This is a genomic window from Epilithonimonas arachidiradicis (assembly GCF_003610695.1).
Lineage (GTDB): Bacteria > Bacteroidota > Bacteroidia > Flavobacteriales > Weeksellaceae > Epilithonimonas > Epilithonimonas arachidiradicis.
In genome coordinates this window covers 36641-58657 of the sequence record NZ_RAQH01000012.1, presented here as the reverse complement: position 1 = coordinate 58657, position 22017 = coordinate 36641, and the positions used below count along the sequence as shown (strand labels likewise).

The window sequence follows — 22017 nt, the reverse complement described above, 5'->3', positions numbered from 1 at the left end:
AAATTATCCATTCCCAGCTCTCTGCTTCAAGTCATCCGCACCGCCCGTTTTTCTAGCCTGCCCGGATTTTCCTGAACCGAAATTATAAGTATAAGAAAGCGTCGCCACTCTGGTGTCTCTTCTCACAATGAAGTTTTCTACATAGCCGGAATAGATGTTTCGGGCTTCCGGATTGCTCTTGAAGAAGATGTCGTTGAAAGAGAACTTGAGCGTACTGTTGTTCTTGAATTTCTTCTGAGCACCGATGTTCACAGACCACATTGGTTTCAGGTGCATATAGGCATAGATTTGCTTTGCCTGATAGTTTCCTGATAACTCTGTCGAATAGCCGTTCCCAATCTTGAAAGAGTTGATGCTGTTGATGTTGAATGTGAAGTTCCCTTCGTTTTTTATGTAAGTATTGGAGATGTTCCCTGTGTAGGTGCCGTAATAGAAATTGGCGTTGTTATTCATATCCCACCATTTAGTCACTTTTACAGGTGCAATCAGGTTGAGTCCGTAATAAGATGCGGAACTCAGATTCTCGTTGGTCTGTACCACCACTGTTTTATCGTCCTCGATAATCGGCATCAGAACATCGGTGATGTTTTTGTTGGTTTTGCTGTAGCTCAAGGTTGCAAAATATTTGTTGCTCAAACTGTAGGTGAACTCATAATTCATCATAGTTTGCGGATCGAGATTGGGGTTTCCGGCTTGATAAGTTGTGGGGTCAAGATAGAATTTGAAAGGGTTGAGCTGACGGTAATTCGGTCTTGTGATTCTTCGGCTGAAATTGAGCTCTACCGTGTTTTTGTCATCCATATCATAAGAAAAAACGGCACTTGGAAATAACTGTGTGTAATTCTTTTTGTTGATTTGGTTCGTTGTGACCTGATTTCCTGTAACGTTGGTGTTTTCTATCCTCAGACCAAAATTAACTTTGATCTTATCCCAGTTTTTGATCACGTTTCCATAAGCTGCGTTGATGTTTTCCTCGTAAATGAAATGATTGGTTTTTGATCTGTCGATCACAGAATTGCCCGAGCTTGCATTGAAAAACTGAAGGTCGTTATCCGCTTTCACGAAGCTTGTTTTGACTCCTGTTTCCAATTTCCAGTTGTTTCTGAATACTTTGGTAAGGTCAGATTTTAAGGAATAGATATTGAGATTGCCGTCCAGATCGCCTTTTAAAATATATGGATTCGGACTGTCGTCGGTAGATGGCGAAAGATTGCCTGCAACATCAAAGTTCCTTGTGTTGAAGTTCTGAAGCGATGTGTTGGAATAGTTGATGTAATCCAGATCGGTTGTGAGTTCCGAACCCAGCGAATCGATTTTGTACTTGTGGTTGAAGTTCAGAGATACATTTTTCCAATGGTCGCGGTTGTTGCTTTTGGTGTTAAATGTTCCGTCGGGCTGGTAATTTTGGTTCAGAACCTGAGTGTTATTATTGCTTGTCGGGTCAAATCTATTGCTGACAAGACCGACTGAAAATCCTAAAACATTTTTATCATTGGCGTAATAATCCATTCCGACTTTTGCGATGTGATTGCGGAAATTCATTTTCAAAAAATTATCCTGAACATAAGCATTCTTGAAAGTTCCATTCTCATAGAAGTTCCTGTCCAGAGTCAACTTGTTGTAAAACTCCCTGTAAGCAAAGCTGTAATTGGCAAAAAGATTGACTTTTTTGTTTCTGTGGTTGATGCTGAAACTGTTGTTGTTTTTAATATATTTTCCGGTTCCGAGAGACGTAGATAGACTGCCGTTGGTACCCTTTCGCTGATCTTTTTTGAGTTTGACGTTGATGATGGATGTTCCCGCCGCATCATATTTTGACGAAGGATTGGTAATGAATTCGATTTTTTCAACACTTGAAGACGGAATTCCTCTGAGGTAATTCGCAAGGTCGGTTCCGGTCATTGGTGTGTTTTTTCCATCGATCTGAACGAGGAGATTGGCTTTGCCACGCATACTGATATTGTCGTTGCTGTCGATGTTGACGCCGGGCGCTTTTTCCAACACTTCAAAGGCAGAATTTCCGGTGGAAGCGATGCTGTTTTCTACGTTCAGGATCATTTTTCCGTCCTGTCTTTCGATGTAAGGTTTTGTTTTGGTAATGGTTACCGCTTCAATAGATTTCTCGTTGAGTGCAATCGAAGGCATTATAACATTTTCATTAACGGAAACTTCCGATTGGTAAACTTCGGCACCGTTCTTATTGATTTTCAGATGGTAATTTCCTGATATCAAATCATTGAAAGAGAATTTTCCATTTTGATCGGTGACTTCGGTTTTTACCAATTTGTTTTCGGAATTGAATAGATTGATTTCTACCTGATTCGTATTGCCGGAATCAATCGTTCCCGACAAAGAAAAATTCTGGCTGGACTGCGCAAACACAGTTGTGAAGAAGGATATCATCCATAAAAGTATGGCTAAAAATATTCTGGTCATTGTGTTATTTTTTTTTGATTAAAAGTGATTTTATTTCTCGCTGATTTAATTGATTTTTTGCAGATGGGAGTTTTATTTTTTTGTATTGATACAGTTTTCTGCTATTTTGAGAAGGGCAGAGTTCATTATTTCTAACTCAGATTTAGAAACATTTTCTAAAGCCACGCTTCTGTTATTTTCTACAAGGTTCTGGACTTTTTCGATGATTTCTTTACCAGATTTGGTTACTTTCAGATTGGTTTTTCTACGATCGTTGGGATGAATTTCCCGAATGATGAATCCCGATTTGACTAATAAATCAATAATCCTCGTAACCGAAGCATTGTCTTTGAACACCAGATTTCCGATTTCGTTCTGTGTGATTTCTGGATTTTCGAGAATCGCTTTGATGATGAGCCATTGGTCGATTGTGATATTGAAGCCATTCGCTTTCAGTTGTCTTTGTGCGTAATTTCTGTAAGCTCGGATGGCTTTATCGATATTGTAAAATATGATTGAATCTAATTTTTCCATAATGCTAATTTTAAAATGATTTATCAATTATTGATATATCAATTAATTGGTTGTGATTGTTTTTAATTTGTTACAAATGGGTGAAAAAAAATATCCACCTTTTTGAGACGGATAATGATTTTAGTTTGTCAATTTATCAAGAAGAAACTTCCAGCGCGGATTTTCCGGTTCCAGTTCCTGCGCTTTTCTGAAGCATTCGATTGCTTTTTTCTTGTTGTTATTCCTTTTGTAAACTTCGCCAAGACTTTCGTAGGGAAGTGTCGAATTTGGATATTCGGAAACATTCAGTTCGAATATTTTAATCGCATCATTGATTTTGTTCGCTTTCCTTAATTCGTGACCGAGATAATTGAGCTGGTTCTCATTGAAATCTAAATCCGGTGCTTTTGAGATTTTCAATCTCTTATATAGACTTATTCCTTCATTTACACCAGATTGCTTAATAGTTGTTCGTAATGTGTCCAGCAATTTCCAGGGATATTTGTAAGGTGTTATCTTAGAAGTAGGATCTATGATGTGATTGCCGATATCTGTAACACTATTATTTGAATTGGACAAAACAACAACTGCAAATCCGTTCTTTTTATCGATTCCTAAAAATGTTCTGAATCCTGGCGTTCCACCATCTTTGAAAATAATATATCTCCCATCGTCATTATGCAAGGTCCAGCCAAGCGTGACATAACCTCTGTTGCCGTCCTTTTTGGCTTGCTGCAGATGCGTCAATTGCATTGCGGGATAAATATCGGATTTGATGAATCCCAAATTTGCCGCCGCAAAAGTCAGCATATCATTGGCTGTTGACCGGAAACCACCTCCCGCTTCAATTGCTCCCAACTCAATAAAATCAACAGGTTTACCGTATTCCGAATGCCCGATTGCAGCTCTTTTCCTGATTTCCGGAGTGAAGGTAATCACTGTACTTTTCATTCCTAGAGGCTGGCAAATCACATCTTCTACAAAGCTGTCGAAATTCTTTTTACGAGCCACCGAAGTCAGAATTTCACCTAAAATGCCATACCCAACATTGGAATATTGCCATCTGGCATCGATGTCAAAACTTGGTTTGAAATCAGAAACATATTCGTATAAACGCTTCACGCTATAATCTTTATAAGGCTGATCCAGATTTTTCGGGTCAACATTGTAAGGAAATCGTGGGAAAGTTGACCGGTGTGTAGAAAGATTGGACAAGGTGATTTCTTTTCCGTTTTTTGTTGGAGATTTTACATTTTTTGGTAGATATTGTGAGATGGGGTCGTTCAGATTAACTTCATTTCTCAAATTCATATCTGCCAATAGGAGAGAGGTGAAAACTTTTGTTATGGAACCAATTTCATAAAGTGTGTTTCCGTCTGGCAAAACCGGATTTTCATCACTCAAAACGCCTTCGGAATAAATTTGTCTTCCGCTTTTATCAATGACTCCAACAACAATGCTTTTGCTTCTTTTATTAGCAACTTCCTGTTTGATGATTGCTTTTATACTATCCGCAGATAATTGTGCGAAAACGATTTGTGATGCAAAAGCTAATAATATAGGGATTGATTTTTTCATTGTAATTGATGTTCCAGAGTTAAGACAACTCAAAGCTATGGATAATTACATTGGGTTACTTTTGTTTTTGTTTTACTTTTATCGGTTTCGGATTGTTTTTCTTAATTCCTTTATAGCCTCTGCAAAAATCACCCGACATCTGTAGAAATTAATGAACTAAACAGTTGTTTTAACATTATTTCTTAGCAAACCCGTTTTAAACCTGAATTTTACAAGCTAATTTATCAAGATAAAAAATTACATTAACTTTTCAACAAAGACAAGTTTTGGTCAATTAATTGTAAGAGATAAATGTAAGATATTAAAGTTACAACTATGGATATTTCTTATTATGATTTTAAAAATCTCCCGGATAACATACAGTATGAAATGGTTAAAAATATGGGATGTATCGTTAGTGACAAAGCAGTTAATGATTTGCAGTATGTTCTATATGAACTTTCGAATTTTACAGTAGAGATTGTTTATGATCTTAAAAGAAATAAAATGGCGGCCATGAATATTTTTCATATTCGAAATTCATATGTCTGTTAAACAGTTGTAAAGATTCAACAAGAAAATATTATCAGCTTTTTGTTTTAGATTAAGTCTTTCTAAAGCATCCAGATGATTAACAAACAAGAGTGATTGTTCCCAATATCTTAAAGTTATAGATAACATTATTACTCTAATTGCTGCAAACGGGTAAGTTTTTTACAATGCAATTTTGTTGTTGTTTGTTAAATCCAATAATATTGATTTTGATGTTGCGGGTTTTTTCTTTCGCATCACAAGTTTCACATCGGATATATAAGACCTGAGATTTAAGTTCACAATTCTTGATCAATTGTACCGGAAGTTCTACCAAGGGAAAGACAAAACTATTTCCACTAAATAAATTTTTCTTCTTAATTGTTATCACAAGGCCTGAACTTTCAAACTCCGTATATTGTAGTTTGCTCAAGTAAATGGTTAGGGCAATAAATAATATCAGTAAAACAATGATAAACCGATCCGGCTGTCTCACGATTAACCATTGTAATCCAATCAATGCGATGTCAAGGATCAGCATTAACATTAAAAACAAGCCAAGGCGTTCAATATTTTTTTTATTACTTATTTTCATATTATTTAAAGGCTGGACAGAAAAAACACAAATTATTAAGATTTTAAATCCTATAAAAACTGCCCAGCCAAATTTTATTATTGATATTTATGGTATTCACGAAGCCTTCCAGAATGTCCACGCATTGCCATTGAAGACAGCTAACCTCTTTGCACCTTCTTTGTTGATGTAAACCATCATTCCCGGTGCCGGATCAATCACATCGTCCGTACTGTTTACCATTGGCAACACCATTGCTTTGGAATCGGATTCCAAAACAAGAACGCCATCCGCAGAAGTATTTGCTGCGCCTATAATAACTTTTGCTGCAGCATCTTCAGTAACACTTGCGTTAGTTGGCTGAAGGAGCATTGTTGCCGAGATATCAGCGGTGTTTCCATTACTGAGATCAAACCAGCCATCAGAGGACTGCATACCTGTCACGCCGTTATAATATTTTACTTTAACTTTTGTTGCGTCTCTGGTATCCAGGATAAAAGTACCTTCAGCAAGACCAGCGCCGGCAGGGATAGATCGTGTATAGGGAAGTATAATGCCTTTGTTTTGCCCTGCTGCAAACTCAAGAAGTACCGAAGTCTTTTGCCCCGCAGGTACGGTTCCCGTTGCATTGCCGATAATCACCTGCGAGAATGCCGCTGTGGATAAAAATATACCTATGATTGAGTGTAATTTTTTCATCGTTGATTATATTATTATACTATTAATTTTTATGGACAGGCCTGTTTGTTAAAACAACTCCAAATACCGTCGTGGTAAATCTTCAGACATTTGACTGTTGTGTCATAAACCATCATGCCTTCCTGCGGATTTGTAATCTTTGGCGGGATGACGGTAGGGCTATTTTGTCCCTGGATCTCTGTTGTAGATAAACGGGTGATGACAAATCCCCGGCTATTGGATTCTAAGGCAATATGTCCAGATTTCCTTGCCATTGGCCAGTTTCCGGAAGCATCAGCACCAGCTCTTTTCAAAAGAGTAATTCCCATTTTGGTCTCCGGGCCATTGCCTGTAACAACAGGTGGGCGATAGCAAGCACAAGGTGTAATATTAAGTCCATAACCATAGCCGTCCATAATGGTAACTCCAACAACATTTTGTGTGACCGTAATATTATTTGTTCCGGTATGATTCCAAGTGATGGTATTGAAAGTATTACCATTGGTCAGCACCAGCGGTTGAAGAGGACCATATGACGTTTTGCTACCGTATAGAGAAATTGCACCCGACGGGCTGATAGAAATACGGATAAGTGGATTGGCAGGATTTCCCCTCATTTGCCATATATCAGCCGCTGTCCCGTTGTGGGTTGTATTAGTTTCGTATTGAGATCCGTCTGCGAATCTGACATTGATGCCGGAGGTGCCGGATGACTGGAACTGGAGTTCTTGCGCCGCGATTAAAGTACCATTAATGTTGAGGTTAAATGAATTATCCAATTCATAGATATCGAATACAAAACCATAATTGGAGGCAGGTTGCGTAATATTTTGTGTAATATAAGGACCTGGCGAATCGGAGACGCTCCACTGGAATGTATTTCCATTGACAGGCTCCGTACATATTTCTCCTGGAGTAAATGTTACGGTATTGTGATTAAGGATATTATTACATACCCCGCCAAGACCGTTGTTAGCACATTCATACTGTGCGTTGGTAGGAGGAACTCCTGGTGTGGTATTGGTGGCATCAGGATCTGTAACGTCATTTGGTCTTAGAATGGCAGCCTGAACTTGTACAGCGCCTGCAGTTGCAGCACTGGTAGCAAGCAGTGTGAAGGTATAAGTGATTTCACAGCCGTTGGGCAGATTAAGTTGAGAAGAATAAGTGTGAGTCGTAGCATTGTAGCTAACAGCTATTGCTTGAGAACCACAGCTGTTACCGGTAAACGTGAAAGCCTGCGGATCAAAGCCTGCCGGAACGGTAAAAGTGAATGGTGAATTTTCTACATCACTAGGGCCATTATTTCTTACTTTCACTGTATAGGTGATCTGGTCTGCAATTGCTAACGTTGTCTTATCTGCAGTCACTGCTGTCACCTGAAGGTCTGCTGTTTTTACGATGACCGATGTTTCCGATTGTGCAATCGGACCTTTGATATAAGACCAAGTATCAATTGACTTTTCGTTACCAAAACCATTTCCAAGGTTGGTTGAGGTCAAAGGACTTGTGTTGTTGTTCTGCTGTCCCCACATATGTCCGCCAGTTCCGGTTGGTCCACTGAGTGATCCGGCAATACTGGCATTAGTAGGTGTAGATCCTTTTCCTTGGTTATTGGTAGTTGTCCTTGTTATATCGCTGTCATCCCAATAAACACGATAACGCTCATTGGAAGTATCAGTGCCATTTAAAAGTTCCAACACCATACCGTTAGGATTTATTTCCATATCAATAAATGGGAAATGAACTTCAGCACCACGCAGCTGCACTTTCAGTCTGATTGGCTGATTACCTTGCGGAAGATTGTTGCCATTACCGTCTTTACCATCCCAGAAAACGCTGTTGTTACCTGCAGCGGCAATTCCTGTCAGAGTTCTGGTTGTAAAAGTTGCAGGTGTTGAAGCGCTTTCTATTGTGATTGTATAAGAACCTTGAACAGCGGCATTAAACCTGACATAACCACCTTTAACACTGCTGACCTGGCCTGGCGTGGTTTCTGCTCCAACCAGGCTGACATTGAATACAGTGGGTTCAACGACATTGGTTTTCAGCCAAGTCGTATTTCCAGGTACACTTCCTGCGGCTGATACTGGCATATCAGTAGCTGGCTGGTTATAAAATATCTTGTGAGTAATGTCGGTTGAGGTATCTGCGAAAAGTGGAGACTGTACATATGACGCTATGCCACTTGAAAAATCCATACTTTTATAAGTAGAACTGTTATTTGAGATAAAACCTCTGTTATTAACGAAAAATGTAAATCCAACACCATTGTTCCCGTTATTGTTAACCCTGTAGATATAGCCGTCTTTTGTTAAAGCATAAATCTGACCGTAAAACCCGCTCTGAGCATTGCTGATATGAAGATTAACCACGTTGGAGTAAACTCTGCCAGGGATCCATGATCCTGAAGATTCTACAGAAACATCCCAGGCTGCAATTAATTCTGAACTTGTTGCTTGTGTCCAAGCTGCATCTGCCGCAACACTTGTTACGGATGGGGTTGCAGAGGAATTGACATCACCGGTCGGCGTGAATTCAATTTTCCATATCCCGGCCTGGTTCGCAGCTGCTGTTCTGTTAAAAGTCAAATATCGGTTAGACCCTGCCGCCTGAGCTAAAAGCCTTGGTCCGGCTAATTCTGCGGTTCTGTTGCTTATTTGTCCTGTGGTATTATTTGCGGAGGTATAAACCGATCCGTCAGGCGCTGTAAGTATAATTCTGCCGTTGCCCACGCCCTGTGCACTGGATGCCGCATGGATAACTTCACCGGCTTTAACGTAAGCATAATGTGTTCCGGCTGATTTGAACGGCCAGGAAGCCATCGTTGTTCCGCCTGCTGTGTAAGAATTGCTGTACAGGAATGCTCTTCCGCCAGACACACCACTGGGATATAGGTCCTTTGAACCCTCTGCAAAAAGATGTTTTGAGCCGATCAGCATTAGTGCCATACCAAGTGCTTTTCTAGCATTTAGAAAATTTAAAAAAAATCTTTTCATTTTGTGTTGTAGATATATAGATAAGTTTTTTCTGATTGACTAGAGAGGCTGCTCCGGATTGCAAAAAAATACCTTTCCCGATTGTTGTTCGGGAAAAGCATTCCGACTTTCCTCCATCATTTGTATCCTGTTTCCAGTAAGTCAAAAAATCTGGTGCAAAATACCTGTTATCATATCGGAAATACAACAAAATCAAGGGTCAAATTCAGGAAAATGAATGAGGATAATGTTTTATGAATATTAATTTAATAATTTAATAATGTGATAATTAGCAAAAATAAAAAAAGGAGACATAGGTCTCCTGTAACTAATAACATTGATCTCTGCAAAATGGTATTTTTAATTGATGTTATTTCGTAAATGTGGATAATTAAAGCATCTGTAATAAAGTAAAACAAGAGATGATTAAATGTTGTAATACTTTTTAACAGCTTATATAAACTTAGCTTCTAATTCAAATGTTGTGATTTCAGATGATCTAGAAATTCGGATGGTGAAACGTCCGTAACTTTTCTAAATGCAGCTGCAAATTTACTCTGAGAGGAGAAGCCGGCTTCCTCAGCTAAACTTGAAATTTTGTACTTGTGGTATTGACTATCATTTTTAAGTTTGTGGATAATGTGCTTAACCCTCAGTTCATTAATGTAATTTTTAAAGTCTTTCTTTTTATAAGTATTGACCACATAGGAGAGATATTTGGTGTTTGTGCTGCAATAGGCTGCGACATAGGGTAGAGATACGTTGCTTCGGGTAAATAATGTGGTTTGCTCAAACCTGTCAAGCTTGCCTAGGATTTTCTTTTCCGTAGCTGCGGTCATTAACGCTTGAGGTTCCGTTTCTGTGTCCTCTGTTTCGTCCGGTGATATCATTTCATTCTCCTGATGATCAGGTTGCTCTGTTTCATCGGATTCCATAGGTGCTGAAACATTTTTCTGTTCAAGCTCTTTTAAAATTTGCTCTATTTTTCTGAATTTCTGTTTCTGACGTCTTCGGTAGATCAGAAAATAGAAAATTAAAGCAGTTAATACAGAAAGAAATAGGATAATGATTATGCTTTTCTGCGCAGATTGTTTTTGATTTTTCTCGGAATCTTTCTTCAGGTTTGTATAGGACTCGTTGATAAAAGCTGAAGTTTTGCTGCTTATTTTTTCTTTAACGGAATCCTGTTTGTGCTTGCTAAGTTCCAGGTTTTCAATATCTTTGATTAAAGCGTAATATTGCTGTGAGCTTTGATAAATTTCATTTTTTAAACTAAGGTAGGGCGATTCTTCAGCAAGCTGTTGGGCCTTATCAATTAAAGGTTTGGCTCGTTTGGGATCTTTCTGTTCGATATAGATCTTTGCCATTCCATTCAAAACTAACGCCTTAAGAAAGTTGTCCGGCATTTGATTCAGTTTATTCAAAGCTTTCTGATAATAATCCATAGCTTTGGCGTAATTTCCAAGATGATAGTAGTTTAAACCCAAAAGCTGTTCGTTGTTGGCGGAAAGAAATGGATTTTCTTGTCTGGTCAGGCTAAAGTAGCGGGATGCTTCATTAACCAGTTGTATAGATTGCTTGTAGTTTTTTTGCTCAATTTCATAGTAAGCCTTCTCTTGCATCAGGAAGCCGCTTGTTTGATTGACAAGCCTGGGGTCATTGATGTTTTTGATAATCTCAACCGTTTCATCAATATACTTTTTCGATTGATCAAAAAGTCCAAGATGCCGGTATTGGGTCGCCAAAAAACCGGATATTTTGGCTTTCCATACGTAATCATCGGTATCTTCAAGTATTTTTTCAGCTTTCAAAGCATATTCTACTGCGCTCTTAAACTCGCCAGACTGTTGAAGTAATGATGCTGAAAGCATCAAGCTCTTAGCTTTGAAACGCGGGGTTTCGGAAACGGTGTAGAGAGAATCTGCTATTGTTAACGCTTTTTGAAAATCTTTTTGCGATATTTCTAAATATGTTTTGGTGTAAATCTGATTGAATGCCTCTGCATTTTGGGCCTTGGCATAGAAAGTAATTATAATTGTGAAAAGAATTACTAAACGGGAAAGAAAACCCTTCCGGCATTTTAATTTTATAGTCATCATATTAGGGTGTTGAACTGTCAAAGTTAACATAATATATTTTGAGCTATTAAAGCAATGCGCATATTCTGCCTTTCGTTTCAACCCAAAATCAGGAAAATGACTTGTAATTATTTGTTTTTATCTGTCTATTAAGCAAGGTGTTATAGTTAAATTGTTGTGCTAATTTTAAATCATATTTTGATGAAATAAAAAAGATGTAATTTTTAATCTTGCTATTTCTTTTTGAAATGGCTGTTCATGTCAATTTTAATTTTCAATTAGAATTTTACTAATAAGTAAAAAAAATACCAGTCAATATTTCATTTTGAAATTTGACTGGTATTTACTGCCAATTCAAGCATTGTTTTAAAATTAAGTTTTGAGAATGCTGTGACGCAGATCACCACTATGACCATTTGCTGGCAGATATAGTGGCTTTTAATTTTCTCCCTTAACTGAACTGAAAGAGAGGGATTTTATTATAATCTCTTTGATAATTAATTCTATTTCAAATATTTCGTAATACTTTCGCTCATTGGATTGGTTGTACTTACAAAACTGTCAATGATGTGACCTTTTTCATCCAAAAGAATCTTGGTAAAGTTCCAAAGGATTTTGGTGTTTTTTACGCCATTTTCTTTTTTGTCTGTCAAGAATTTATAAATCGGAGCGATGTCATCTCCTTTTACAGAAATTTTCGCCGCCATTGGAAATTGAACACCATAATTTCTTTGGCAGAAAGTTGCAATTTCGTGATTGGCACCAGGTTCTTGTCCACCGAAATTATTAGCTGGAAACCCTACAACAACTAATTTGTCCTTGTACTGTTCATAAAGCTTTTCCAAATCTGCATATTGAGGTGTAAATCCACATTCGGAAGCGGTGTTGACAACCAATATTTTTTTGCCTTTAAAATTAGAAAAATCAATATTAGAACCGTCCAAAGCTTCAACTTTGAAACTGTGAATCGATTTTGCCTGTGCCTTATTTTTTGAAAATCCGAATAATGATAACATAATAACGAGTAAATATTTCATAAAGATAATTTAAAATTCAAATTTAAAACAAGTTTGGGAATTAAAGGTTAATTATCAATTATCAATTATCAATTATTTCAGATAAGTCCCCATTCCAAAGCTTTCTTTATAAGTTCTGATATCTTTGTACAATCCGTCTTCTGAAAAATGTTTTTACGATGTGTGGTTACAGTATGATAAGAAAGGTCCAGAAGGTCAGAAATCTCCTTAGCGGAGTTACCTAAAGCTAATAAGGATAATATTTCTATTTCTCTTTTTGTGAGCGAGTTTTCGGGCAGTCTCTTTTGTTCTGTTTTTTCATAATGCATTTGATGAAAATCGTCTCTGCTGCCAACTCCTGCGACTAAAACAATTTGAGAATTGGTGGTAGTAATATGTTGGATATTGGTATGGATATTAACGGCTTGTAATAATTTTCCATCTTCGTCTTTGGCTATATGTAGAGATTGATGATGAAACATTTCATAGTTACCTTTACCTGTTCTCATCCGGAAGCAATAGCTGCACTTGAGGTTTTGCTGATGTTCCCATCCAATTTCATTCATTTTTTCGAGAGTCATTCTTTCTGCTTCCATTACAAAATCTAGATCATCTGGATGAATCAAATCAATAATTTCTTTCAGATACTTCGGATGTTTCTTCAGTCCGTGAATTTTCAAAATATGATCATTGGTAAACATCAACGTACTTTCCGGGATATTAATGCTGTAAAAATAGAACTCTCCAATAGAAAAGATTTCACCGATTATTTGCTCAATAGTTGTTGGCGTAGTAATGCTCTTGAAGGTATTACTTAGAGATTGAGGATAAGCGTTCCAGACTTTCAGCAGTGGATGTACTTTCTTAGATTTTATTGAGTAATTCTTATCCATAGTTATGATTTGTTATAAAATTAATAAAAAATTATAATAATACCTTTTTTGAGGTATTTACTTGTATTTGTTTTCAGGTTTACATTTGCTGATAAATTAATAACCAGGAAATCGTGACGAGAAATCATTTAAATTATCAAGTCAAACTAACTACTCCTAATTTTTCTCTCTCAAGGCCTGCCATTTCTCGGCAGGCTTTATTTGTATCCAATTTCAAAAAATATAAATACCTTTAAACCATCGAAAAATCAAAAATGAACAGAAAAGATTTTATAAGCTTGTCCGGATTGGGATTTTTGGGTTTATATGCTTGTGGAACTTCAAACCTTATGAATAATAGAAAACCTTTAGCCATCCAACTTTATACGATTCGGGATGCTGTTGCAGAGAATTTGGAAAAATCTTTGGAACGTTTAGCGCAATTGGGCTTTAAGCAACTCGAAATCTATGGTTATGAAGGTAAGTTTTTTGGGAAATCCAGAACCGAATTTCATACGATTCTCAAAAATGTAGGTTTAGAAGTTATTAGTTCTCATCATACAACAGGAATTGTACATAACAGCAAAGGAACACTTTTGAATGACTGGGAAAAATCCGTTGAAGATTTACACTTCATAGGTTCAAAATATATGGTTTGCTCATATCTTTTTGAGGAAGAAAGAACTCTAGAACACTATAAAAAACTTCCGGAATTACTCAATAAATCTGGAGAAGTAACGAATAAAGCAGGAATTGATTTTGCTTATCACAACCACGATTTTGAATTTGAAAAACTCGAAGATAAAACGGTTTATGATTTCATTTTAGAAAATACAGATTTTGATTTGGTGAAAATGGAACTGGATCTCTATTGGATTTCAAAAGCTGGTTTGAATCCTTTAGATTATTTCGAAAAATACCCGAAAAGATTTCCTTTGTGGCACGTTAAAGATATGAAAGCCGGAACCAAAGATTTTGCTGAAATTGGAAATGGAACTATTGATTTTAAATCCATTTTCGAAGCCAAAGAAAAAGCAGGTCTCAAATATTGGTTTTTAGAACAAGATTCCAGCGACAAAGATATTTTTGAAAGCATAAAGATTAGTAAAAATTATATTGATAATCATTCTTATTTCAAGACAAAATAGCTGAGCTGAGCGTCTTTGCGAATCTTAAAAACATATTCAAAAAAACCTTGCGCACTTTGCGTTTAGATCCTTCAAAAAATCATTCTCTTAACAAAGTTTTATGATTTGTAAAATAAATGCCTTTTCTTTGCCGTTGTTTTCTTTATGACCAAAATCGATGAGTGTTTACAGTCAGCTTGCTGAGAATCTACAGTACATTTCGCCGTCTTATTACAAAAGCAGATTTTTCAAGAAGCTGAAAGGTTTGACTGCACAAAATCTTTTGGAAAGAAAAGTAGAGCCAGAGTTTCTTTGGATTAAAGAAGTTTTGAGAAAAGATTCAGTTTTTATGGATGTTGGAGCCAATGTTGGCGCTTATCTTTTCACTTTGGAAAATCATCTTAAGCCAGAAAATATTTTTGCTTTTGAGCCTAATCAACAATTGTTCAAAAGATTAGGGCGATTATTTCCAAAAGTCAATCTATTTTCTGTGGCTTTGTCTGATATTTCTACCATAGCTGAATTCAAAATTCCTGTGATTAATGGCGAAAAAATCCATACCAGAGGAACTTTACAAACTTCTATCAAAGAAAAAAATGAAGAAAAAACAATTCTTCAGAAAGTTGTAGTGGAACCTTTGGATGAACTCAGTCTCAATCTTAAAAAACTCGATTTTATTAAAATTGATGTGGAAGGGAATGAGATGCAGACTTTGAGAGGAGCCAGAAAAACAATCGAGAAATATAAGCCAATTCTGATGGTTGAGATGGAGCAACGTCATCATCAGGAAAATATTTGGACTTTGATTTCCGAGATTGCGGATTGGGGCTATTCCGTAAATTATTTGGATAGAGAAAAATTGCAACCAAAAATTCTAACAGAAGAATTCCTGAATCAACAAAATCCGGATAATGTCAAGAATTATAAAGACTACATCAACAATATAATTTTTCTTCCAAAGGCTTAGAAGCCTTAACCCAAAACTTAGAACTTTAAATAAAAACTATGAGCGTCGTAGCAAGACAAGGTGTAAAATATTCGATCATTGGTTATCTCGGTTTTTTGCTGGGAACATTTTCGGCTATTTTCATTTTTCCGTACGATATGGAGTTTTACGGAAAGCTCCGTTATATCTTGCCGACAGCCGAAATCATCGTTCCGATTATTGTTTTTGGATTGAGTTTTTCCAACGTCAAATTCTTTGCAAAAGTGAATGCAGACGGGAAACATCACAATATGTTAAGCCTTTCTTTGTTGGCTGTTGTCATTAATTTTTTAATTGTTGTAGGTGGATTTTTCCTCATTGCTTATCTGTTTCCAGACTTCAAAAAACTGGAGGTTTGGAAAATGAAAAATCTGATTTTGCCACTGGCTTTGGTTCTGGCTTTATCGTCTGTTTTTAATAAATTTTTGACCAATTATAAAAGAGTAGTAGTTCCCAATATCTTCGAAAACTTTGTTCCAAAACTGGCTAATCTTGGTGCGTTTTGTCTATTTTTCTTTATGGGATTTGCGGAGAAATCGGCTTATGGATTTTTCTTTATGATGTTTGTCGTTTCGTTATTTGGTTATGGGCTTTACACAAATAGATTGGAAAAAGTCAAATTTGATTTTGACTTAGGCTATTTCAAAAAAGACAATCTTTATCGTGAAATTTTAACTTATAGTTTGTTCGGATTTTTAGGGAATATCGGAAATTACATCGCTATCAAAATTGACAGTTATATGATTGGCGAATTCATCAGTTTTGAGGAAAACGGGATTTACAATAATATTTATTCCATAATTTCCCTCATTGTTGTTCCGCAAATGGGATTGTTCAACCTGTCAGCACCGATTATTAATAAGGTTTTGGCGAATGGAGATTACGATGAACTGGACAGATTTCACAAGAAAACATCGCTCAGTTTGTTTTTTCTTGGCTTGGTTTTATTTTGTTGCATTGCGGTTGGATTTCCGTATTTAGCGGACTTTATGAAGAATGGTGAAGATTTGCGTTCCTCCGAGCCGATTGTCTGGGTTCTCGGATTTGCGATGTTGTTTGACCTGGCAACGGGATTCAACGGTCATATCATTTCCCTATCAAGATATTATAAATTCAATATTGTGGTGATGCTGATTTTGGCAGTTCTGACCATCACAACCAATATGCTTTTCCTAAAACACACAGACTTGGGAATCTTAGGAATTGCGATTGCCTATGCGATTTCTCTGTCGTTATTTAATATTATCAAAATCGTGTTCAATTATATTAAATTCAAAGTTTTTCCTTTGGGGATTGAGATGATTTATGCAATGATTTTGGGTTGTATTTCCATCAACGTCGCCATTTTTCTTCCGGATTTAAAGCTGAATATTCTCAATCTTTTCTACAAGCCGGCAGTCGTTTTGATATTGCTTTTTATTGGAAATCATTTCCTTAAAATCTATCCGTTGGATAAATATCTCAACAAAGCTTTCATCAGGAGTCTTTTCAAATTTTAATTATTACTTATATCTCGGAGAAATCAGAATCTCTTGTTTTTTACCAGTTTTATTAGAAATTCTGGTGTGTTTGAGGCAAGTTCCGTTCTCGTCTTTCTCTATGCAATTGATTGCTAATTCATCAATGGGTTTGTTGTCTTTTCCAGTAATTACAATCTTGGAAAGCTCGTTGTTGGAATAATGGAATTGCCTCGTATTAAACGTCTCAAAGTTATCTGCGATTTTATCAATACTGCCATTTTTGTTGTAATGATAGATGCTTTCGTTTTGTTTATATCGCTTCTTGGTATAACAGCTGATGCGTTCACGTTGATTGGGTTTCCAGCGGGTTTTGCAATAGTAAGAATCTTTGTTGGGATAGCGTTCTACTGTAAACCACAATTTCTTTTCCGTTTCCTGCAAAAGATTTCCGTTGGAATCAAATGTTTTCGAATATTTGATTCGACCATTTTTGGTAAATGTTATCTCCTTTTTATGAAGAAGCTTTCTCTGATGGTTTGAAGTGTCATAAACTTCTTGAGTCGCTGATTTTATGCCTTCGGGAAGAAGATGAGCTTTGGTGTACTTTTTTGTAGCACAGGCTTGTAAAAACAAAATAAATAATATAACATACAGAACTCTCATAACTGTAATTTGAAAGTGTGGAGCAAAATTCTTTCCAATTTTTAAGAATTTAAAGTGTTGAAAACAAATAGGAAGTTAACGTGTTCAAGCCATTATTCTTTGCTTACATAAGTTTTATCCAATTCGTACTGGTTAGTTTTCTTATCAAATTTGAAAGTGGTAACCTGAACTTTTGAAGGATTATAAGGTTCCAGTTCTTCGGACGATTGGATGGTCCACAAACCGTCTTTTTCTTTAATGAATTCCGGATTTTTCAAGTAATCCATAAACGCTAATTTATAGTAATTATCAGATTGATTTAGAAACAATCCGTACATACAACCACCAGTTCCACAAGCACCTAGATAAACCAAAATATCCTGTTTTCCATCCGCATTGAAATCACCGTGTTTATAAGGTTCTAATTTTGCCTCATCATCAGGAAATTCAAAATCGGAATTTTTAGGTGGAATGATTTTGACAAAATTTTCACTTATTTTTTCGTGAAGAATGAACAGCTCATTATCATCACTTTTAGATTGTTCAATTTCTGCAGTTTTGGGATGATTAGTAACTGTTTTGGCTTTCTCAGGTTTGCTTTGACAAGCGATTAAACATAAGAAAATAAGTCTTGTGATATTTTTCATTTTAATTGTGTTTTTTTTGGATTAAATTCTGAATGTAAACTTTAATAATCCACTGTTTTTATTAGTTTCCCGTCTTTATCAAACATTTCAGATTTAATTAGTTTTCCGCTTTTATCGTGTGTTTTCCATTCTCCGATTTGATGATCGTTTGCGAAATTTCCCGATCCCCATAGTTGTCCATTGTCATAGTAAGTTTTCGCTTCGCCAGTTTGTTCGCCATTTTCAAAATATGCGATGCTGGACAATTTTCCGTTTTCGTGGTAAGCCTTCCATTCTCCGATTTTATTTCCATTAGTATAGTTTCCTATGTTAATCAATTCGCCATTTTCGTGGTAGAATTTCCATTCGTCGTTTAAATAGCCATTTTTATAATATTCCAATTGCATTAACTTACCATTGTTGTAATATTTTTTCCACTCACCACTTTGCTCACCATTTTCAAAATTACCGGTCATGTATGGCTTTCCGTCTTTAAAGAAATAGAGCCATTTTCCAGTTTCTTTTCCATTTTCGAATTGTCCGGTAACATAAACCTGACCATTTTCGTAGTAATATTTGAAAATTCCAACATTTTCTCCTTTCTTATTTTTATATCCTTGTTCTTTGAGTTTCCCATTTTCAAAGAACTTTTTGTATTCTTTCTCCTTATTTTGTGAGAAAGCAATCAAATTTGATAATAACAGAATAACGAATAATAGTTTTTTCATTTCAATCTTTTAATAATTATTTCCACTCATAAGACAGCGCCCGAACAACATTCGCAATGGCTTTATCTGCCAAATTATAATTTTCAGCAATAAATGAATGACTTGCCTTACAACCTAAAACCAAATCGTAATCATTCCATAATTCGAAGGCGCCGCCTTTTGTCCAGATTTCTTTGAATAAATTTAATTCACTATCAATTAATGTTTTATCCTGAAATACAAACTCACGAAACGTCCAAGGTTTTTCCCAGTTGTCAAAGCTTAATATTCGGTTTTCCAATGTTTTCATAAAGGAGTTTCTTTGAATTTAGTTTTTAATTCCACTATTTGAAGATTTTTTTAAAATAATCATACAAAGTATTGTTCCAACTACCAAACCAGCCAACAGATAATATTCCAAATACATATCCTGAAAACTAATTCCGGGAATATCAGCTTCGGAAGTAAATTCGGCTCTTCTTAAAATGTCGTTGATTTGAGCAACTTTAAATTTTAGATAAATCACTCTCAATCCCAAAAATAGAAATCCTGAAATTATGATAATGAGTAGAGAAAATAATTGTTGTTTACCCGAATAGATTTTACAATAATTTTTGGCAATCAGGTATAAGAAAGGAATTATTCCAAATGAGCAAATAAAAATCAGCATCGGGAAAATCTGATGAGTTACGTTTGAACTGTCACTAAACAAAATATTTTCACCTGTAATTTCGGCTACAAAAAACGATAAGAACCAATCTCTAATTAGAAAGGCAAAGAAGCACAGCGACAAGGATAATCCGATGATAATTGCTTTGTTTTTCATAGTTTTTTTGTTTTAATATTTTCCTTTTAATTTGAAAACAGAAATTATCTAAACATTTTTTAGCAAATATTTTATTCGTCTCAATCAATTAAACAATGATTTCCAAAATCCTTTTTTTGTTTCAACCAAAGAACCGTCATAGACTTGTTTTGCTAACATTTCATTGTTGATTGTTTTCAATGTTTTCCGTATTTTTTCTTTTATCGGCTCGTGCCTGTAAAAATCTCCAAGAATTGAGACACATTTTTGCCGAACAAATACATCCTTGTCATCTAAATATGGATAGATATTTTCAATTTTTTCATAAGGTGTAAAAACCATTATTGCAGAAGTTAGAAGCTCATATCTGTCACTCGATATATCTTTATTTTCTAAGTTTTTTTTTAATTTTTCAATAATTAATTTTTCTTGCTGATTATTAGTATGGTTGGGGTAATCAAAATGATTATCAAAACTTTCCCAATTATTATCGTGATTTATAATTCCATTTTTTATATGATTGATTAAGTTATTGATATTTTTGAATTTTGGAGTGAAGTCTAGATTACTGTGTTGCAACAAAGCCACTTTATCCAGCAAAGGTTCTTCTGTGTAAACCGCTATAAAGTCACTTTCATCATTAGTTATAATTGGAAAAAGGTCAATACCCAATTTATAGTTGGCTAGCCATTCTTTGGTTTCATTAATCTCATCTTCCGACAATAATCGAAATCCTTTTTGACTTAATAAACTGGTTGTTTTGTTTAAATCAATGTTATATTTTGCTAAAAATTCTTGTGGTTTCATCATTTGGTAAATAATATTGCAGTTATTTGTGTTAAATTTCAAACATATTGTTTAATCTTAGCATTCTTTAAATGGTTGATGTCGTTACCCATATGAATGTATAATTCAATCTTTCAAATTCCTATTTTTTCATTGTCGTAAAAATAAACAACAGATTATTGAGATTTTTATTGGATTGGGCATTTCCAAAAAGATGAAGCAATTCATTCCAATTCTCACCACTTTTACTATCAATAATAGTTTGGATAGCGTAGTTGCCGTTACAGTTATAGACTGTCCAATTAGAATTTTGGCCGAGTATTCTATTCTTCTTATTTTCTGTTGTACAGCTTTTACTATCTGGAGGAAACTGGCTGGGATGATTTCCAAAATAAAAACCTCCTGAGAAATCTTCTTTCTTTGTGCTGTCTGCAGGATGAAAATGGTAAACGGAAAAGTCTTCTCCGTTCGTTTCTTCTATCACATAATCTTTGGGAAGCGAAATGTAATAATTGCTTTTTCCGATTTTTCTTTCTACCAAAGTTTTAAGAAACTGATTGTCTGCGACATTCTTTTTAGACCCCTTATCACCATTTTCTTTACAGTTGTACAAGAGTAATATTGTAGATAATGCGAAAATTTTCAGTTGTGTTTTCATAGTACTAAATTTTATTTTGCTTTCACATTATCAGATTTTGAAAGATCAACCATCGATGTTCAGTTCATCAAAATCCTTTATTTCAGATAATCTAATCAATTTTTTAACCTTAATATTTTCCCAGGTATCTTTGAATTTTTCTACATAATTATCTCCGTCATCATCCTTGTTGAGATTGTCTTTCGTTAATTTCTTTCCGGTCAGGAAGTTGATACTGACAATATATTGCGGAACAGGACCTTGGCTGACGTATGAGTCATAGCCGATGAGTTCCATATCGCCGTTTTGGTATCGGAATGTGTAGCTCCAGTTTCCATATCTGCCATGTCCGTAACCTATAATTAGATTTCCTTTCTCAATCTGAAAGTCTAACTCAGGTGCGAAGTAAACGCCACCGTCTTCGTTTTCGGACGAAAAGCAATCCAAATTTTTGCTGGCTAATTCATAATGATCGCCTTTGTTCATCAAGATAATGATGCCTCTGCGGTTACGGTCCAATTCGCCGCGAGATTCATCCTGAATGATTTTACTTTTATCAGTACCTTTTATGATTAGAACGATATCATCCAGACCATCTTTGTTAAGATCCCCTTTAATTTCGTCCCAAGCTCCGGCGGAGATACCACCTTCATATTTAAAAATGACATAGCCTTCTGGGACAAAGTCGGAAGGGCTTTTCTTTCCTTCAGTTTTTTTAGATGACTCTTTTACAGTTATTTTGTTCTGTTGCTCAATATGCGTTTCTGGACTTCTATTCTTATTTGACTCTTGTTCTTCTTTTTTACAGGAATATACTGCGAAGGCTAAAAGTACTGTTCCAAAAAGATGATATAAATTTCTTTTTTTCATTTTAGATGCGTTTTTTCATTTTTAGATTAGGTTATTGATGTGATTTTTTAATGAAAATTGACTTACCCCTAAACTTAGGGAAGTTCTCAATCAAGAGCAATTCGTTATTTCTTCTAAGAATTAAATTCTCCCTATTACCAAAATTCAATAAAAATCGAAA

20 protein-coding genes are annotated in these 22017 nt (G+C 35.6%); 3 read left to right on the top strand and 17 right to left on the bottom strand.

The features are described from left to right. Window positions 1-3: 3 nt before the first annotated feature. The 9 genes from BXY58_RS16135 to BXY58_RS16085 form a co-directional block, all read right to left on the bottom strand. Window positions 4-2436: a TonB-dependent receptor gene (locus BXY58_RS16135; RefSeq protein WP_120214906.1), complete on the bottom strand. Its 2433-nt coding sequence runs from the start codon at window positions 2434-2436 to the stop codon at window positions 4-6. 72 nt (window positions 2437-2508) lie between these two features. Then, window positions 2509-2949 (bottom strand): MarR family winged helix-turn-helix transcriptional regulator, encoded by a 441-nt coding sequence (locus BXY58_RS16130; RefSeq protein WP_120214905.1) that lies wholly within the window; start codon window positions 2947-2949, stop codon window positions 2509-2511. Window positions 2950-3069: 120 nt separating this feature from the next. Next, window positions 3070-4506 (bottom strand): serine hydrolase, encoded by a 1437-nt coding sequence (locus tag BXY58_RS16125; RefSeq protein ID WP_120214904.1) that lies wholly within the window; start codon window positions 4504-4506, stop codon window positions 3070-3072. A gap of 667 nt (window positions 4507-5173) precedes the next feature. Beyond that, window positions 5174-5611, bottom strand: a complete 438-nt coding sequence (locus BXY58_RS16115) for a hypothetical protein (protein ID WP_120214902.1) — start codon at window positions 5609-5611, stop codon at window positions 5174-5176. Window positions 5612-5707: 96 nt separating this feature from the next. After that, complete coding sequence (locus BXY58_RS16110; RefSeq protein ID WP_120214901.1) at window positions 5708-6289, bottom strand: hypothetical protein; 582 nt, start codon at window positions 6287-6289, stop codon at window positions 5708-5710. A 29-nt stretch (window positions 6290-6318) separates the two neighbouring features. After that, window positions 6319-9267 carry a DUF11 domain-containing protein gene (locus tag BXY58_RS16105; protein ID WP_120214900.1) on the bottom strand — a complete coding sequence of 983 codons (2949 nt, stop codon included), beginning with the start codon at window positions 9265-9267 and terminating at the stop codon, window positions 6319-6321. A gap of 449 nt (window positions 9268-9716) precedes the next feature. Next, window positions 9717-11345 (bottom strand): helix-turn-helix domain-containing protein, encoded by a 1629-nt coding sequence (locus BXY58_RS16095; protein WP_170144259.1) that lies wholly within the window; start codon window positions 11343-11345, stop codon window positions 9717-9719. A gap of 482 nt (window positions 11346-11827) precedes the next feature. Then, the gene (locus BXY58_RS16090) at window positions 11828-12361 is read right to left on the bottom strand and encodes a glutathione peroxidase (protein WP_120214897.1); all 534 of its coding nucleotides are present in this window, start codon (window positions 12359-12361) and stop codon (window positions 11828-11830) included. Between the two features lie 77 nt (window positions 12362-12438). Then, window positions 12439-13233 (bottom strand): helix-turn-helix transcriptional regulator, encoded by a 795-nt coding sequence (locus BXY58_RS16085; protein ID WP_120214896.1) that lies wholly within the window; start codon window positions 13231-13233, stop codon window positions 12439-12441. Between the two features lie 254 nt (window positions 13234-13487). On the opposite strand from BXY58_RS16085, the gene BXY58_RS16080 reads away from it, so the two are divergent. The 3 genes from BXY58_RS16080 to BXY58_RS16070 all read left to right on the top strand — a co-directional run bounded on the left by BXY58_RS16080 (window position 13488) and on the right by BXY58_RS16070 (window position 16823). After that, window positions 13488-14360 (top strand): sugar phosphate isomerase/epimerase family protein, encoded by an 873-nt coding sequence (locus BXY58_RS16080; protein WP_120214895.1) that lies wholly within the window; start codon window positions 13488-13490, stop codon window positions 14358-14360. A gap of 157 nt (window positions 14361-14517) precedes the next feature. Then, window positions 14518-15306 carry an FkbM family methyltransferase gene (locus tag BXY58_RS16075; protein WP_120214894.1) on the top strand — a complete coding sequence of 263 codons (789 nt, stop codon included), beginning with the start codon at window positions 14518-14520 and terminating at the stop codon, window positions 15304-15306. A gap of 38 nt (window positions 15307-15344) precedes the next feature. After that, window positions 15345-16823: a lipopolysaccharide biosynthesis protein gene (locus BXY58_RS16070; RefSeq protein WP_120214893.1), complete on the top strand. Its 1479-nt coding sequence runs from the start codon at window positions 15345-15347 to the stop codon at window positions 16821-16823. Window positions 16824-16826: 3 nt separating this feature from the next. Here the strand turns inward: BXY58_RS16070 and BXY58_RS16065 are convergent, their stop codons facing one another. The 8 genes from BXY58_RS16065 to BXY58_RS16030 all read right to left on the bottom strand — a co-directional run bounded on the left by BXY58_RS16065 (window position 16827) and on the right by BXY58_RS16030 (window position 21857). Beyond that, window positions 16827-17447, bottom strand: a complete 621-nt coding sequence (locus tag BXY58_RS16065; RefSeq protein WP_120214892.1) for a hypothetical protein — start codon at window positions 17445-17447, stop codon at window positions 16827-16829. A 92-nt stretch (window positions 17448-17539) separates the two neighbouring features. Continuing rightward, window positions 17540-18073 carry a hypothetical protein gene (locus tag BXY58_RS16060; RefSeq protein WP_120214891.1) on the bottom strand — a complete coding sequence of 178 codons (534 nt, stop codon included), beginning with the start codon at window positions 18071-18073 and terminating at the stop codon, window positions 17540-17542. Window positions 18074-18114: 41 nt separating this feature from the next. Further along, window positions 18115-18780 carry a toxin-antitoxin system YwqK family antitoxin gene (locus BXY58_RS16055; protein ID WP_120214890.1) on the bottom strand — a complete coding sequence of 222 codons (666 nt, stop codon included), beginning with the start codon at window positions 18778-18780 and terminating at the stop codon, window positions 18115-18117. A 16-nt stretch (window positions 18781-18796) separates the two neighbouring features. Next, the gene (locus BXY58_RS16050) at window positions 18797-19069 is read right to left on the bottom strand and encodes a hypothetical protein (RefSeq protein ID WP_120214889.1); all 273 of its coding nucleotides are present in this window, start codon (window positions 19067-19069) and stop codon (window positions 18797-18799) included. Between the two features lie 18 nt (window positions 19070-19087). Further along, on the bottom strand, window positions 19088-19585 hold the full coding sequence (locus BXY58_RS16045; protein ID WP_120214888.1) for a hypothetical protein: 498 nt from the start codon (window positions 19583-19585) through the stop codon (window positions 19088-19090). An 84-nt stretch (window positions 19586-19669) separates the two neighbouring features. Next, window positions 19670-20374 (bottom strand): hypothetical protein, encoded by a 705-nt coding sequence (locus tag BXY58_RS16040; RefSeq protein WP_120214887.1) that lies wholly within the window; start codon window positions 20372-20374, stop codon window positions 19670-19672. 118 nt (window positions 20375-20492) lie between these two features. Continuing rightward, window positions 20493-21008, bottom strand: a complete 516-nt coding sequence (locus BXY58_RS16035) for a hypothetical protein (RefSeq protein WP_120214886.1) — start codon at window positions 21006-21008, stop codon at window positions 20493-20495. 45 nt (window positions 21009-21053) lie between these two features. Beyond that, a complete protein-coding gene (locus BXY58_RS16030; protein WP_229728431.1) occupies window positions 21054-21857 on the bottom strand; it encodes a hypothetical protein in 804 nt (267 codons plus the stop codon). Between the last annotated feature and the right edge of the window lie 160 nt (window positions 21858-22017).